Origin of the sequence: Fibrobacter sp. UBA4309, assembly GCF_002395745.1 — a bacterium.
Classification (GTDB): Bacteria; Fibrobacterota; Fibrobacteria; order Fibrobacterales; family Fibrobacteraceae; genus Fibrobacter.
In genome coordinates this window covers 1-15,840 of record NZ_DGUN01000076.1, presented here as the reverse complement: position 1 = coordinate 15,840, position 15,840 = coordinate 1, and the positions used below count along the sequence as shown (strand labels likewise).

General features: G+C 54.9%; 10 protein-coding genes and 1 pseudogene. 7 read left to right on the top strand and 4 right to left on the bottom strand.

Going from position 1 to position 15,840, the window contains the following annotated elements:
• Positions 1-235: 235 nt before the first annotated feature.
• Positions 236-1,102 carry an arginase family protein gene (locus tag B3M32_RS11165; RefSeq protein WP_290746856.1) on the bottom strand — a complete coding sequence of 289 codons (867 nt, stop codon included), beginning with the start codon at positions 1,100-1,102 and terminating at the stop codon, positions 236-238.
• 64 nt (positions 1,103-1,166) lie between these two features.
• On the bottom strand, positions 1,167-2,540 hold the full coding sequence (locus B3M32_RS11160; RefSeq protein ID WP_290746854.1) for a glycoside hydrolase family 5 protein: 1,374 nt from the start codon (positions 2,538-2,540) through the stop codon (positions 1,167-1,169).
• Positions 2,541-2,710: 170 nt separating this feature from the next.
• Between B3M32_RS11160 and B3M32_RS11155 the strand changes: the two genes are divergently transcribed.
• Together B3M32_RS11155 and B3M32_RS11150 are read left to right on the top strand one after the other, a co-directional pair.
• Positions 2,711-4,162, top strand: coding sequence for a glycosyl hydrolase family 8 (locus B3M32_RS11155; RefSeq protein ID WP_290746851.1), 1,452 nt, complete (start codon positions 2,711-2,713; stop codon positions 4,160-4,162).
• Between the two features lie 76 nt (positions 4,163-4,238).
• Complete coding sequence (locus B3M32_RS11150) at positions 4,239-5,459, top strand: hypothetical protein (protein WP_290746849.1); 1,221 nt, start codon at positions 4,239-4,241, stop codon at positions 5,457-5,459.
• On the opposite strand, the gene B3M32_RS11145 is transcribed toward B3M32_RS11150, so the two are convergent.
• Positions 5,430-6,191 carry a TrmH family RNA methyltransferase gene (locus B3M32_RS11145; RefSeq protein ID WP_290746846.1) on the bottom strand — a complete coding sequence of 254 codons (762 nt, stop codon included), beginning with the start codon at positions 6,189-6,191 and terminating at the stop codon, positions 5,430-5,432. The genes B3M32_RS11150 and B3M32_RS11145 overlap by 30 nt on opposite strands.
• Positions 6,192-6,262: 71 nt before the next feature.
• Here B3M32_RS11145 and surE point away from each other — a divergent pair, with 71 nt between their 5' ends.
• The 5 genes and pseudogenes from surE to B3M32_RS11120 form a co-directional block, all read left to right on the top strand.
• Positions 6,263-7,063 carry a 5'/3'-nucleotidase SurE gene (gene surE / locus B3M32_RS11140; RefSeq protein ID WP_290746843.1) on the top strand — a complete coding sequence of 267 codons (801 nt, stop codon included), beginning with the start codon at positions 6,263-6,265 and terminating at the stop codon, positions 7,061-7,063.
• A 51-nt stretch (positions 7,064-7,114) separates the two neighbouring features.
• On the top strand, positions 7,115-9,802 hold the full coding sequence (gyrA, locus tag B3M32_RS11135) for a DNA gyrase subunit A (RefSeq protein ID WP_290746840.1): 2,688 nt from the start codon (positions 7,115-7,117) through the stop codon (positions 9,800-9,802).
• A gap of 167 nt (positions 9,803-9,969) precedes the next feature.
• Positions 9,970-11,016 carry a glycoside hydrolase family 11 protein gene (locus tag B3M32_RS11130; protein WP_290746837.1) on the top strand — a complete coding sequence of 349 codons (1,047 nt, stop codon included), beginning with the start codon at positions 9,970-9,972 and terminating at the stop codon, positions 11,014-11,016.
• Positions 11,017-11,457: 441 nt separating this feature from the next.
• Positions 11,458-13,371 (top strand): glycoside hydrolase family 11 protein, encoded by a 1,914-nt coding sequence (locus tag B3M32_RS11125; RefSeq protein ID WP_290746834.1) that lies wholly within the window; start codon positions 11,458-11,460, stop codon positions 13,369-13,371.
• Positions 13,372-13,735: 364 nt separating this feature from the next.
• Positions 13,736-15,073: pseudogene (locus B3M32_RS11120) on the top strand (glycoside hydrolase family 11 protein); the annotation flags it as partial.
• Between the two features lie 151 nt (positions 15,074-15,224).
• On the opposite strand, the gene B3M32_RS11110 reads toward B3M32_RS11120, so the two are convergent.
• Positions 15,225-15,840: hypothetical protein (locus tag B3M32_RS11110; protein WP_290746831.1), on the bottom strand; the 616-nt coding region annotated here is incomplete at its 5' end.

The following is a 15,840-nucleotide window of genomic DNA, read 5'->3' as shown; positions in this document are numbered from 1 at the left end:
ACCAGTTCCTTGTTCGCGAGCAAGTTCATGCACACGACGGAGAGGATAAAGAAACTGACGGCGAGGGAGGGAATGTTGCGCAGCAGGATAACCAAGTCCTGCCATTCACGCTGGATATAGCTTTTCATTTTGTTTTTTAAGGAAGGTTAGACAAAGACTTCCGGAAAAATCCTGCAACATCGCAGAATTCTAACGCGGCAAATATAGGTTATTGGCTGGAAAATTTCAAGAGCAGTCAGAGATTCTGCAGAAATTCCGTCAATTCGCGGTTAGTGCGGTCGTTTAGGGCGTCCGCTTCTTGCACGGTGTGGTACTCGTCGCCTGCAAAGTCGCGGGCGCGCTCCCCGCAGATGTCTACACCGATGATTTTGTGGCTTGCGGCGAGGCCGGCGATGATTTCTTTGAGTGCTGCTACGTCCAGCGAGCCCTGGTCCCAGTTCGTAGCCGCATAGGCGGGGGAGAGGGCGTCCTTGTCGATGGAAATGTAGAGTGATGCGGATTCTAGATGGCGGCTCCAGGGCCGCCATGACGTTTGAACGGTGCTTGCGATGGCGTCATTCCGGGCTTGACCCGGAATCTGGTAAAGTTCGCTTTCTTTGATGAATGTTACTTTGTCTAAAATTTTGGCATCGCACGTCTGCGAAAGTTCTGCGCGGATTTCGTCTACGAGGTGGTCGGTGACTCCGATAATCGTAACGCCCTGCAAGAACGGATTGCTTTTCATGACTTCGAGTACCCATCCACCGCAACTGAGGATGTTCCCGAATCTAGGAACCTGCATGTCGGGGTGGTGGTCGAAAACCACGAGGTCGAAGGGCTCCTGGACCATGTCCGTCCAGATTTTGCTCATGTAGTGAAAATTCCCGTTGTCAAAAAAATGGATTCCGTGCGCATCCGTGATGCCCGCATCGGCGATTTGCTTGCGGATGGCGGCAACGGCATCGTCATCGCAGTAGCAGTCTGTACTGGGAATCCCGGTGCAGTCCATCCACCGGATTTGAGCGTCCGTACCCGCGGAGCTTTGGTCCGCGCTTTTCCGCAGCCCCTGCATGAAGGGCTGCTCGGCATAGACGCCCGAAAAGTCCTGAACGGTGATCATCATGCGAGAAAAATAAAAAAAGCCCGGTCCCGAAGGATCGAGCCTTTTCTCTCTCTTGTGTGAATTCTTACTTGATGGCGATGGCGCGCATCGTGCTAGCGGACCCGCTGCGGACGCGGACCATGTAGCGGCCGACCGGAAGCATGGCGAGCGAGAGGTCCCCGCGGACGTGATCGACGGCGAGAAGCTTGTTGCCGAGGGTGTTGAAAATCTCGACGGTCGCTGCCTGCGGTGCGGAAACGCGGAGCGTCTTTCCGGCGAACGAAATGCTCAGCCCGAATTCAGGCGTCGCGAGGAGCGATGCGGTTCCCTGCTGGCCTTGGCCCTGCTGACCTTGCTGGCCTTGACCCTGCTCGCCGGTGGGGCACTTGGTGTAGCTGGCGGGGTTCGAGGAAAGGTAACCCTTGACCTGGTTGCCGGAGTTGCTGTACTGCAGCGAAGTCTTGGTCGCGCCACTAGAGAATGCCGCGGAACCTTCGGGAATCTTGGAAGCCGACCAGTTTGCCCAGGAGAGCTTGTTCTCGTTCATCCAGTTCTGCCAGCCGTCGTTGTCGCCCGCGATTCCGCCCTTTCCATCGGCGGTCGTGGTGCCCCATTCGCTGACGAATACGGAGAGGCCAGCATTCATCGCTTCGATGGCGTGCTCACCTTCGCAGGTCCAGTACTGGTTTCCCGGGTGCATGCCCGAGATGCAGTGCGTTCCGGAATAGTAGTGGAACGTGTACGCCGTGTTCTTTTTCGGGTCGTTGATTTCGCCACCGATAGCCCTGTTCGGGTACTGGTCCCATTCCGGCGTGCCCACGAGAATCAGATTGTCGGAGTACTTGCGGATTTCGGCCACTACGGCGTCGGCGTAATTCTTGATGACATTCCATTCGACTTTTTGGGGTTCATTGAATACCTCGAAAATCACGTTGTCATAATTGCCGTATTTCTGGGCCATCTCGCCGAAGAACTTGACGGCGTTTTGCGTCTGGGTGTTTGCCTCGTGCGAATGCCAGTCGATAATGACGTATATGTCCTGCTTGATGGCGGCTTCCACGACAGCCTTCATGAAGTTCGTCTGGGCTTCGGGTTGAACCTCGTAGCCGATATACTTGCCCTTGGTCCAGTCTTCCTTGCCGGTTGCCATGGCGGCACGAACGATCTGGATTTTCATGTCGTTCACCATGCTGGTGACGCCTTCTTCGCTCCAGAACTCAAGAGCTTCGTCCATCAGGCTCCAGTAGAGGCTCATGCCGCGCACCTGCACCTCGGCGCCGTCCTTTACGCCTTCGCAGCTGCCGTAAATTTGCCCCTTGCCTTGCGAGTTCTTGCCGGTCATCAGCTGACCGTACTGGCTAACGGGCCCCACGCGGGTGGGGGTGATGGTTTGGGCCACCGCGAGGGAGGCACCAAGCGCCATCGCGGAAACAAAAGCTGTGAAAGTCATGGTTTTCATCGAAACATCCTCTTTGTTATGAAAATAGGTTAAACAGGGCGATGTTTTACCTAGCGCGCATCGTTTTCCGTTTACAGCGATAAACACCGGAATTGGCTTAAAAACGCAAAAAAACGCATATTTGATGTAAATCACTTTGAAAGAGGGCTTTTTTTTCGTATTATTAGGGTATGAAAGCAATTGCAAAACTCTCGATATTTGCCGCATTGTCGGCCATGTCCGTGTTCGCCCAGGGCACGGTAAACTTCCCGTTCCCTCAGATGTCCGATTACGGCGGAAACGCGACGCTTCTGAGCGACAAGGCCAAGGCTTCCGAGGATCTGAAAAAGCAGTTTGCATACTGGATGCAGGCAATGTACAACGAGTCGGGCGATGTGGCCGGTGTGCGTTCCAATCCCGGTTCCGACGAATATTTCTCGGAGGGTGTCGGTTACGGCATGCTCCTGATGGTGTATTTCAGCGACAAGACGACCAGCTACCAGAGCCAGTTCGACAAGATCTGGAACTTCTACAAGAAGATGATGAACGAGAATAACCTGATGGTCTGGAAGGTGACGAACCTTTCGAACAAGCAGGACCAGGGTGCCGCCCTCGATGGCGATATCGATGCCGCTGCGGCATTGATTATGGCGTACTACCAGTTTGGCGATGAGAAGTACAAGGAAGATGCCAAGAAGCTCATCCAGGCCATGAAACAACATGAGTTCGAATCGAACGGTTTGCACTTGCCGGGCGACAAGTGGGGCGATGCCGGCAAAAATCGTAAAAATCCGGGTTATTTCGACCCTGCCTACATGCCGCTTTTCGCTGCCGTCGATACGGAAAACGCCGAGTTTTGGAGCAAGACTGCCTACGAAGCGAACATGAATCTTTACGAAATCAGTTCGGGCGAAGTTTCGACGGGCCTTATCGACGACTGGATGAATAAAAACGGCAATTCGTGGACGAGCGAGAATGATGAATTCCATTATGACGCTCCCCGAGCTCCGTGGCGTAACGCTAAGGCCGTTTGCTGGCATGGCGACCAGCGTGCCCTTGCTATTGACAAGAAGATGGCCGAGTTTGTGTCCAAGATTTCGGCTGCGGATATGAAGGGTCCCATATCGCGTTCCTCGGGTTCTCTCGGCAACGACCACAACAGCACTTTTGTGACCTCGATGATGACGGCTCTCATTTCGGACGCCAAGTACCAGTCCAAGCTCGACGAATACTGGGCCGAAGCGGTGAAACTGGGTGACGAGAACTACTTCAACCAGTCGCTCAAGCTTTTGAACGGACTCCTGGTTTCGGGCAACATGCCGAACCTTGCCGCTGCACAGGCCGGCCCTGGGCCGCAGAGTTCCAGCTCTACGGTAACGCAGTCCAGCAGTACCCAGGTCTTGGTTGCCAAGGCCGCTGCTGCACCTGCACTTTCAATGAGCAACCGCATGCTCCAGGTGAATTTTGCTGGCCGCGCCCGCATCGATGTGTTCAACTTGACGGGTTCCGTGGTCAAGACCCTCTGGAACGGTCACCTAGACGACAACAGGGCGTTCGGCCTGCAGGGAATCCCCGACGGAGCCTATGTTGTCCGGGTTCAGACGGCAAATTCAACAGTAATGCGGAAAATTCACTTACAATAGTGCGTTAAATTCTTGATTCTACAGAAAAATGCGGGAGCCTGTTTGGTTCCCGCTTTTTTTTTCGTATTTTTAGGGTATGAATACGTTTGTGAAGTTTTCTATCTGTGCCGCACTCGCCGCGGTATCCGCTTATGCACAACAGGGCGCCCCGACGGGTGCCGCTGTGGACCCGACTGCCGACGAGCAGAAGGCTCTTTCCGCCCTCAAGGGCAAGCTCGAGGGTGCGATTGTCTGGGCCACGAGCCGTGCAAGCTCCCGTCACGATATCTGGATTATGAATGCCGACGGTACGAACGCGCGTGCGCTTACCAAGGGCGACAACGTGGACTGGTTCCCGAGGATTTCTCCGGATGGATCTACGGTGATGTTCAACCGCAGCAAGGGCGGTTGGGTTCCCGAAAACGACGCGAACTACCCCGAAAAGTGGGACTTGTGGATGGTTGACATCTCGGGCGAAAATGCCCGCAAGGTGGTGGACAACGCCACGTGGGGCACCTGGAGGCCCGACGGCAAGTCCATCGTGTTCAGCCGCGCGGGGAAGGTCTTTACGATGGACCTCGCAAGCAAGAAGGAAACGCTCGTGCTTGATGGCGAAAAAGCTTTTAACAAGGCGGGCGTGATTCTGCAGGAACCGAACATGAGCCCCGACGGCAAGCATTTGGCGATTACGCTCCGCGGCTCCATGCGCGAAACGGGCGTGTGGGACTTGACCAAGAATTCCTGGACCAAGTCCGGCGACGGTTGCCAGATTGACTGGAATTTTGACGGCAGCAAGCTTTACCGCGTGAACCCGACGGGTAACGGCGGCACGGCCGCCCCGAGCGAAATCCTGTGGTTCTCTGCCAAGGATGGCAAGCAGGTGGAAAAGGTTGGCTTTTTTGGCATCCCGAAGAACGTGAAGTTGATGGACCTGCCCGGCCGCCGCAGTCACGAATACTTCCCGCGCCTTTCTCCCGACGGCAAGTGGCTCGTTTGGGGCGCAACCGACAAGGGCCACGATCACGACCTCTTTGACTACGAACTCTACATCTGGAAGATTGGCGAACCGGTGGAAACCGCGACCCGCATTACCTACCACACGGGTAACGACCGCTGGCCGGATATCTGGTTTGGCAAGCTCCCTGTGAAGGAATCCGCAAAGCCCGTTGCCGAGGCTGCTGCCGCAACTGCCGCCAATGCCGCGACCGTCGTGCAGGGTGGCGTAAGCGAAGCCAAGATGGACGAACTTATCCAGGCCATCAATCGTTTGACGGATGCGGTAAAGGCTCTAGCGCCTGCCACCGCACCTGCTCCTTAAGCAGAACGCCATAATGGCGAACGCCCCGGCGACATTCATGCTCGCCTTGCGGCCCGCCATGGGAATGGTCACTTTCATAGTCGCCTCCGCCATGAGTTCGGGGGCGATTCCCAATTCTTCGTTGCCGAGGATGATCAGGCCTTTTTCGGGCCAGGTGACGTCGTTGATGCTCGGGATGTCTTCGCCGGTCTCGAGCGCGATAATCTCGTAGCCGTTATCCTTGTGCCACTTGACGCAGTCGAAGGGGCTGTCCCAGCGCTTGATGGGAATCCATTCCTGGCAGCCGCGGGCGGCGCTCTTGACGGTCACGTGGTCGGGCCCGCAGCTGTAGCCGCTCAGGTGGACTCCTTCGAGCCCGAAGCAGTCCGTGCTGCGGATGATGGAACCTACATTGAATGCGCTGCGCAGGTTGTGCACGAGTACGGCGAACTGTATCGGTTTTTCGTTGGCGGTTTCGCGGTCCCCCGGTTCCTGCTCCAGGTAGATGTCGCGTTCGAACCCGAGGCCCGCCCGCGTGCGGAAAGTCTTGTACAGGTCGATCATCTGCGCCTGGTTCTTACCGGTAAGCCGTTCGCTTTCGGGGAGCTTCATCCATTCGGCGTACGTCTCGAATTCGTGCCTGGCGCGAGGCACGTCGTCGCCCAACTGCAATATGATTACGCGCAAAAGCTCCGCCATGCGCTTGGCCTTGGACGTTTCCTTCATGGAAAGGAATTTCGGTTCGGTATACATGCTTCAAAGATAGCTATTGCAGGGGCCGCGACAGCATTTTTTTCTTTCGAAAATACTATCTTGTAACTAGAATGCAAGACGCACGAAAACCGCGCATCCTTGTCGCTAACGACGATGGGGTGGGTAGCGCGAATATGCACGCCTTGGCTGGCGCCCTTTCTCCCTTTGGGGAGGTTTTCGTGTTTGCCCCGAAAACGGAACAGAGCGGCATTTCGCACGCATTTACGGTCCGTCGCGGCCTCCATGTCGAAAAAATTCCTTGTGCGGACGGTTATAGCGTATTCTCGATGGACGGGACGCCTGCCGATTGCGTCAAGTTTGCCCTGGGGCATTATGCCGCGCACGGGCTTTCTACCGAGGGGGGTGGTCCGGGGACATTTGACGTGTGTTTTTCGGGCGTCAATGTCGGCGAGAATTCGGGGGTTTCTTCCCTTTATTCCGGAACGGTCGCCGGTGCGCGCGAAGCGGCCCTCTGGGGCGTTCCCGGCATCGCCCTTTCGTTGCGCGGGACAGGGGATGCCCTTTTGCAGACGGCGATTGATTTTGCGGTAAAGGCGGTAAAAGACGGCTGGTTCCGCCAAATTCCCGCAGGCGTATTCTGGAACGTGAATTTCCCGAAGGCCACTGCCGAATCTTTCAAGGGTTTCAAGGCGACGAAGATGGCTCTCGGCATGTTTACGGACCACTATTCCCACGAAGGTGGAATGTGGCAACTGGATGGCGACAAGTTGTGGGACAAACAGCCCGTGGACAGTGACGACTACCTGCTTGACCAGGGGTTCGCTACGATAACGCCCCACCGCATCGACCAGACCGACGAAAAAGGTTTAGAAGTAATAAATGAAATGTTAGCGGGAGGTGCTTGCGGCTAGGATGTCCTAACCACTAATCACTAACCACTAACCACTAACTGAGGAATAATAATGTCAGAAGAAATGGTCCCTGGATCGCAGTTCAAGAGCCTGATTGAACAGGACATGCAGGATTGCTATCTCCGCTATTCCATGAGCGTCATTGTTGCTCGTGCCTTGCCCGATGCGCGAGACGGTTTCAAGCCCGTCCACCGCCGCGTGATGTACAGCATGCACAAACTGGGTGTGGTCCCGAACAAGGGAACGGTCAAGTCCGCCCGCATCGTGGGTGATGTCATCGGTAAGTACCACCCGCATGGCGACTCCGCCGTGTACGAAACGCTCGCCCGTATGGCTCAGGATTTCTCGCTGCGCTACCCGCTGGTATTCGGTCAGGGAAACTTCGGTTCCATCGACGGCGATAGCCCTGCCGCCATGCGTTACACCGAAGCCAAGATGAACAACCTTGGCGCGCTCATGCTCGAAGACCTGGAAAAGGATACCGTCGACATGGGCCCGAACTACGACGAATCGCTCGAAGAGCCGTTGGTGCTCCCGTCTGCGCTCCCGAACATGATTGTGAACGGAACATCCGGTATCGCAGTGGGTATGGCGACCAACATGGCTCCGCATAACTTGCGCGAAGTCGGAGCGGCCATCCATGCCTTGGCGAACAATCCGGAACTCCCGGACGAAGACCTGATGGAATTTATCAAGGGCCCGGACTTCCCGACGGGTGCCGTTATTTGTGGCCGTGCCGGTATCCGCGACGCTTATCTCACCGGCCATGGTCGCGTGCGTGTACGTGCCAAGACCGAAATCGAGACGGACTCCAAGGGCAAACCGCGCATCATCGTTACCGAAATCCCGTATATGGTGAACAAGGCGGAACTCTGCAAGAAGATTGCAGACCTGGTCCGCGAAAAGCGCGTTGACGGCATTACCGATATCCGCGACGAATCTAGCCGCGATATCCGCATCGTTATTGAACTCCGTCGAGATGCTGTTGGCGAAGTTGTCCTGAACAACCTGTACAAGTACACTCAATTACAGACAACGTTCAGCATCTACAACCTGGCGCTGATTAACAACCTGCCCAAGGTCCTTACCATGAAGGAACTCCTGCAGGTCTATATCGATCACCGCCTCGACGTGATTACGCGTTCGACCCAGTTCGACTTGAAAAAGGCCGAAGCCCGCCTCCACATTATCGAAGGCCTGCGCATCGCGACCCAGAACATCGACGAGGTCGTGCAGATTATCAAGGCCAGCAAGACGACCGATATTGCAAAGCAGAGCTTGCAGGACCGCTTTGGCCTGGACGATATCCAGTCGCAGGCCATTGTCGACATGCGTTTGGGCCAGCTCACCGGCCTCAACTTGGAAAAGTTGGAAGCTGAATACAACGAGCTTGTCGCGACCGTCGCCGACTTGAAGGATATCCTCGAAAAGCGTGAACGCCGCATCGCCATCATGCTCGAAAGGCTCGATGCCGTCGTGGCTAAGTACGGCGACGACCGCCGCACCACTATCGGTGAAGCTATCGACGATAGCGACGAAGAAGACTTGATTGCCGAAGAAGAACAGGTGATCACCTTGAGCAAGGAAGGCTACATCAAGCGTCTGCCTATTGATACGTTCAAGGCGCAGAGCCGTGGCGGCAAGGGCATTATCGGTGCCGGCCTCAAGGACGAAGACAACGTGGAACAGATTTTCACGGCGAGCACGCACAGCTACCTGCTCGTGTTCACCAACAAGGGCCGTGCCTACTGGACCAAGGTTTACCGCTTGCCCGAAGGTACGCGCAACGGCAAGGGCCGCCCGATTGTCAACTTTGTCGGCCTTACCGAAGGTGAAAGGGTGCAGGCGATTGTGCCTGTCCGCAAGTTCGGCGGTTACTTCTGCCTCGTGTTTGCGACCAAGAAGGGCATTATCAACAAGATGGACCTCAAGCTGTTCAGCCGTCCGCGCAAGGCCGGCGTGAACGCCATCAGCCTCGACGAAGACGACGAACTGGTGAAGGTGCTGCTTGTGGGCATGTCCGAAGAAGAATACAAGGCCTCCCTGAACGCTGGCGAAGGCGAAGACAGTTCTGCCGACGCCGACGTGAACGATGCCGCCGAAACGGAAGGCGATGCCGACGACCAGGTGGCCGAGAACATGCCTATCCCGAACGACTTGCTGATGCTTGCGACCAGGAATGGCCAGGCGGTCACGTTCCCGATTACCTGCTTCCGCCCGATGGGCCGCGGGACTCACGGTGTTCGCGGTATCAGGCTAGCCCAGGGTGACGAAGTCATTTCTCTGCTGTGGCTCAAGTCGGGTAACAAGGTGCTTACCATTACCGAGAAGGGCTACGGCAAGCGCAGCGAACCGGGCTCTTACCGCGTGACCAAGCGCGGCAGCAAGGGTGTCAAGAACCTGAACGTTACCGAAAAGATCGGCCCGGCCGTATTCGTCGACAGCGTTGCCGATGACTATGACTTAATCATTACTACCAAGGAAGGCCAGGTTATCCGCATCAAGGTGGATTCTATCCGCCTCACGGGCCGCAATGCCCAGGGCGTGAAGGCCATCAGCCTGCGTGAAGGCGATATGGTGCAAGATGCTACTGCGCTCCCGAGCGTCGAGGACATCGAACACGACAGCGCCGAGGCGAAGGAGACGTTCGACAAGGTGGAAGGCGTCGAAGTCGATGACGATTCCGTTGAGAAGTCTGCTCCTGCGGAAGCCTCTTCTGAAACGCCTGCCGAAGAATAATTCCGGCAACTCGCTTTAAAAAAAAAGGCGTTTTCCACTCGGAAAGCGCCTTTTTTTGTTGTTGTTTTTATGAACAACATCATTTCTTCTTGGAGCCTGTCCTTGGGTGCCTAGTGGTATATATTATACAGGTTAGAAGAAACTGACGGTAGAAAATGAATAGCAAAATGATGAATTTGTGTCTCGCCCTTTTGATGGGGGCTTCGGTTTCCGCCTATGCGGTCGATGCGTGCACCGCCGGAGATATGCCCCTCAAGGGGGATGCTTACGTTGTGACTGGCAGCACGGATGGTTCTATCCCTGGATCGGCGCTGAGTTACCAACTGTGGTTTGACGGGTCGAATACGTCCAACGGGAAAAAATTGACCTATTATAATAGCGGCTTGTTCAAGGCCGAGTGGAATGATACCTATGATTTCTTGGCCCGTGTCGGATTCAGCTATGGTGGCGATGGCATGAACGTCAAAACCAAGAATTTTTCCTTGGATTACAGGTATACGAAGAATGTTGAGTCCGGAGGCGCCTATGTCGGTGTCCATGGCTGGACTACAAAACCGTTTAACGAGTTCTTTATTATAGACGACTGGGCCGGCAATATCGAAGAAGCGTCTTTCGGGCGTAAATTTGGCGAAATCGAGGTGGATGGCGCAAAATATGCGATTTATGCCCAGTTGCGCGAAGAAGGGGAGGCCTTTAGGGAATATACCTATTTTATGCAGATTACTAGCATTCGCGAGACGCCGCGCGAGTGTGGTCATATGAGTGTTTCGGCCCATTTAAACAAGTTTGCTGAACTCTTTGCTGGGCAAAGCGATAGCATCCCGGACCTCAAGGGAACCCTTAAGAAAGTTACGCTCAAGTTCGGCAATTTGTCCAGCGTGATGGCTACGGTCGAAGCCTTTGGCGATGGCAATGCCAAGGGTTCCGCCGAGTATACATATATAGACTTTACTAGCAACAAGACTGACGAGGAATCTTCTAGTTCTGTCGCCGGTTCTTCTAGCTCTGCGGCAGAAACCTCTAGCGCTGTCGAGGAATCTTCCAGCTCTACGGATGTCCTCCCGCTGGTGGCCCGCGTAAGCGCCGTCGACCGCCACTTGACGGTTTTCGACTTGCAGGGACGCGTGCTGGGCCATCTGTTCGTTCCGGCGGGGACTAGCGTCGACAAGGCAGTTACCGCAAAATACGGCAAGGCGAGAGTCTTGGTAAAATAGCGTTTTTCTGCGAAAAAAAACAAATTAGTCGTTCCGGCCGAAAGTCCGGGACGCTTTTTTGTTGTAGAGGCCTACAACGGCAACAGAAAAAAAGTTGCCTTTGGCAATGCGACTTTGTGTAGTTTGTATGTATGGGCTTGGCCCTTTGGAGTTCATGATGTTAAGCGCCTCGGTGTTTTGGAGTGTCGCTTTTCTTCTGGGACACCAAAAAAATCTGCTCGTTCCATGAAGGAAAATCCCGAGATAAAACTCCTTGTGTCGTGAGACTTGCAGTCGCCCCGCGAAAGTGGGGTGTTTTTTTTGCACGAAATTTACATAAAGCTGCGTTTTTTTGCGAAAAACGATGTTGATGTTTACAACAACACTTGATTGGTCTGGACAGGGGAAAATGGGTAAAAATGGGATAAATTTAGAATGTGGGATTTTAAACAGGAGTAATCTATGAAAAAAAGTTCTTTGGCCGGTATTGGCCTTGCTCTAACGCTCGGATTGGCAGTGTCTGCCTATGCGGCTGATGCCTGTAATGACAATATGGGGCATACAGGAAACGGCTCGCAGGTGAGCGGTAACAGGGTTGGTTCCATTGGCGGAACCCCTTGGGGTTTCGAACAGTGGTACCAAGGTGGCAACGCCTCCATGACCTACTACAGCAACGGAACGTTCAAGGCAAACTGGAGTGGCTCCAGCGACTACCTGACGCGTGTGGGCTACCAGTACAACGGCAACGGAATTGACCACAAGTCGAAGAATTTTGCGGTCGATTACAAGTACACCAAGACCGGTAACGCCCAGTACGGCTATATCGGTGTGTACGGCTGGACCAAGAACCCGGAAACGGAATACTACATCGTGGACGACTGGTTCAGCAAGCCGAGCGAACAGTATGTGGGTGAAAAGTTCGGCGAAATCACCGTCGATGGCGCCAAGTACACCATCCACGCGTTCCTCCGTCAGCAGGAACCCTCCAAGTCGGGTACTTCCACGTTCGTGCAATTCTTCAGCATCCGCGAAACTCCGCGTCAGTGTGGCCACATCGACATTTCTGCCCACTTCAAGAAGTGGGACGAACTCTTTACTGGACAGCAGAAGCAGCTCCGCGGCTCCAAGGGCGGTGGCTCTGCCTCGCTCAAGTTCGGTAACGTGACCGAAGTGATGCTCATGACCGAAGCCGGTGGTAACGCTACAGGTTCCGTGGACTACACTTACTTCGATATGACCGACAATGCCAAGTCTTCTCCGACGAGTTCAAGCACGGCGAAGTCCAGCTCTTCTGTTGCCAAGTCCAGTTCTTCTAAGGGTGGTAGCGGCACGACTTCCGGTACGATCGATGCCTGTAAGGACCAGATGGGCCACGAAGGCAACGGCAAGGTTGATAATGGCCGTGACAACCAGAGCGCAACGGGTAAAGTCGGTAACTCTCCGTACCATTACGAAATCTGGTACCAGGGCGGCAACAACTCCATGACCTCTTACGACAACGGTACGTTCACTGCCAAATGGAGTGGCACCAACGACTTCCTTGCCCGTGTCGGCTTCAAGTACAACGAAGACAAATCTCACGAAGATCTCGGCCCCATCGATGCCTACTTTAACTGGAAAAAGAGTGGCAACGCCGGTGGCTACAACTACATCGGTATCTACGGCTGGACGGTCGATCCGCTGGTGGAATACTACATCGTCGATGACTGGTTCAGCGAGCCGGGTCCGAACCTCCTTGGCCAGAAGAAGGGTGAGTTCACGGTTGATGGTGCTACCTACGAAATTTACCAGAACCAGCGTAACAACGCACCCTCTATCAAGGGGAATGCTACCTTCCCGCAGTACTTCAGCAAGCGTAAGGGTGCCCGTTCCTGTGGCCATATCGACATCTCGGCTCACTTCAAGAAGTGGGAATCCCTCGGCATGAAGATGGGTAAGATGTATGAAGCCAAGGTGCTTGTCGAAGCCGGTGGTGGCTCGGGCTCGTTCGATGTTAACTACTTCAAGATGACCGACAAGGCTCATCCGCTCGAAGTCGCTGCTCCGGAATCCAGCTCCAGTGAAGTGGCCAAGTCCAGTGGCAGTGTTGCCAGGTCCAGCGGTAGCTTCGGCAGGTCTAGCGGCAGCTTCGGCAGGTCCAGCGCAAGTGTCAATCCGGGCTCTTCCGGCGGTACATACGCCTTGGTCAACGACCTTGACTATGTGCAGCCGAGCGGAACCTTCCAGGTGTTCGATCCGCAGGGTCGCTACCTCGGAAAGCTCGAAGTTCTCCCGGGCACGTCCGTGACGACAGCCTTGAAGGCCAGCTTCCCGAAGGCCCAGGTCTACCTGGTCAAGCAGGGTCAGTGGCTCCGTAGAATTACGGTTACCCGCTAGTACAATCTTGTAGCTTTTCTCGACGCCCCGTTTTGCGGGGCGTTTTTTTTGTGTAAAAATCCCATTTTTGCCCTTTTTGGTGTTGTTTTCGGCAACAACGGCAATTTATCCGCCAATATTTGACTTTGAAAAAACAGAGCTATTTTATGGTAAAAGGGATTTTTCTACAGGAGTTAATATGAAAAAGTCATCTTTGAATTTCGCGGTCAAGGCAGGCTTGGTGCTTGCTTTCGGCCTTGCTACTTCTGCCTACGCCGTCGATGCGTGTAAGGACGCTATGCCTGTTGCACAGGGTTCCGGCCACCAGGTGAACGGCAACCAGACGGGGTCCATTGGCGGCACTTCGTGGGGCTTTGAACAGTGGTCCCAGGGTGGTTCCAACTCCATGACCTACTACGACAACGGTACTTTCAAGGCCAACTGGAGCAATAACACGGACTTCCTGGCTCGTGTGGGTTTCCGTTACGGCGATAATGGCCCGGGTAAGAGTGTCAAGGGCATGCAGTACACTGCCGACTACAAGTACACCAAGACAGGTTCTGCCCAGTACGGCTACATCGGTATTTATGGCTGGACGGTGAATCCGCAGGTGGAATACTACATCGTGGATGACTGGTACAGCAAACCGAATGAACAGTATGTGGGCGACAAGTTTGGCGAAATTACCGTTGACGGAGCCACTTACACCATCCATGCCTTTGTGCGTCAGCAGGAACCTTCCAAGACGGGTACTTCTACCTTCTTGCAGATTTTCAGCATCCGCCAGTCTCCGCGTCAGTGCGGCCATATCGACATCCAGGCCCACTTTGACAAGTGGAACGAACTCTTTACGGGCCAGCAGAAACAGCTCAAGGGTTCTAAGGGTGGCGAAACGATGACCCTCAAGTTCGGTAACGTGACCGAAGTGATGCTCATGACCGAAGCCGGTGGTAATGCAACGGGTTCCGTGGAATATACCTACTTCGACATGAGCGAAAACGGCCAGCCGTCTGAACCGCCGACCCCGATCGACCGCAAGCCGTTCGGTGGCACTGCCGCATCGATTCCGGGTACTGTTGAAGCCGAAAACTTTGACGAAGGCAACTATGGCGATTCTTACTCCGGCACTCAGGGCGCCTCTGGCGAAGATGGCGACCACGACTACCGCGGTGAAGACTATCCCACAGTTGATATCGTGAATGGCGGTACCGGCAAGGCTATCGGCTACACTGCTAAGGACCTGTGGCTCGAATACACCGTGAACGTCACCAAGGCTGGCGAATACGATATCTCGGCCTACGTTTCTAACGGTTCCGGTTCCGGCACGGTTGAACTCTCTCTCGATGGCACGGCTCTTGCTTCTCTCGCTTTCACAGGCAATACCCAGGAAGACTGGAATACCTACGAAGAAGCCACGGGCAAGGCTACCCTTACCGCCGGTGAACACGTCCTCCGCATCACGATTGCCAACGACAACACCAACGTGGACTACGTGAAGTTCAGCCTGGATGGCGAAGAACCTCCTCTGGGCCTGAACGGCGATGTCCGTCTCACCAATTCCGGCAAGACGTTCCAGGTGTTCGACATGCAGGGCAAGTTCATGGGCAAGGTTGACGTGGCTGCCGGCGCTTCCATCAAGGACGCTGTTAAGGCCCGCTTCCAGAACGCCGGTGTCTACCTGGTGAAGCAGGGATCCAAGATGCAGCGCATCGCGATCAAGTAAGTTTTTCCTTCAAAACTTCTAAAAGGGCGGCCCGCGTGGGTCGCTCTTTTTTTGTGCGCTTGTAAAGCTCGCGGCGCCTGGCTCGGATGTTTTTGACGTACAAAAAGCGGCCCGTATCTACGGGCCGCAATGTCTAAATCGCGGGGGGCGATTACTTCTTGGCTTTCTTTCCCTTCGGCGGGTGGGCGGCAATCTTCTTGACGCTCTTGTCTTCGGCTTCTTCGAAGATGGCCTGTGCCTGCCTCAGCGTATCGGTCGGGTCGATTTCGATAGCTTCGGAAGCTTCGTCCACGAGTTCGGCGAACTTGTCGTACCATTCGGCGAACAGTTCCACTTCGAGGTGGTCGACGCCCGGCACCGTGAGGCGCACGCCGCAGGCTTCGCCGATGCGGTCGAGGTACTTGGCCATTTCCGGCTTGAGGAGCGTGAGGTCGAGACCGTCCAGGTCTTCGGGTTCGAAGTAGACTCCGTCGACATCGCTGTCGTCGTCCTTCTTCTTGGACTTCTTGCCCTTGCCGCACTTGCACTCGCCGTCGCAGCAGCAGTCGCCGTTGCCGTAGAGGGCGAGGTATTCGTCGTCGTCCATGCCGCTGTCGTAGAAGAACTCGTCTTCTTCGAGGTAGAGCGTCTCTACGAAGATGCCCTTGGCGCCGAGCGTCTTGGCCGCGGCGATGAATTCCTTGAGGTCACCGCCGAAATAGCGGGTCGTTTCCGCTTCTTCGTTCAGCGTCTGGACGGGAATGGGGGAGAGTTTCTGCTTCTTGAGG

Bases quoted from the DNA above. Each gene is read 5' to 3' on its own strand.
- B3M32_RS11165 (WP_290746856.1), bottom strand. From the start codon at position 1,102: ATGATGATCACCGTTCAGGACTTTTCGGGCGTCTATGCCGAGCAGCCC.
- B3M32_RS11160 (WP_290746854.1), bottom strand. From the start codon at position 2,540: ATGAAAACCATGACTTTCACAGCTTTTGTTTCCGCGATGGCGCTTGGT.
- B3M32_RS11155 (WP_290746851.1), top strand. From the start codon at position 2,711: ATGAAAGCAATTGCAAAACTCTCGATATTTGCCGCATTGTCGGCCATG.
- B3M32_RS11150 (WP_290746849.1), top strand. From the start codon at position 4,239: ATGAATACGTTTGTGAAGTTTTCTATCTGTGCCGCACTCGCCGCGGTA.
- B3M32_RS11145 (WP_290746846.1), bottom strand. From the start codon at position 6,191: ATGTATACCGAACCGAAATTCCTTTCCATGAAGGAAACGTCCAAGGCC.
- surE (WP_290746843.1), top strand. From the start codon at position 6,263: ATGCAAGACGCACGAAAACCGCGCATCCTTGTCGCTAACGACGATGGG.
- gyrA (WP_290746840.1), top strand. From the start codon at position 7,115: ATGTCAGAAGAAATGGTCCCTGGATCGCAGTTCAAGAGCCTGATTGAA.
- B3M32_RS11130 (WP_290746837.1), top strand. From the start codon at position 9,970: ATGATGAATTTGTGTCTCGCCCTTTTGATGGGGGCTTCGGTTTCCGCC.
- B3M32_RS11125 (WP_290746834.1), top strand. From the start codon at position 11,458: ATGAAAAAAAGTTCTTTGGCCGGTATTGGCCTTGCTCTAACGCTCGGA.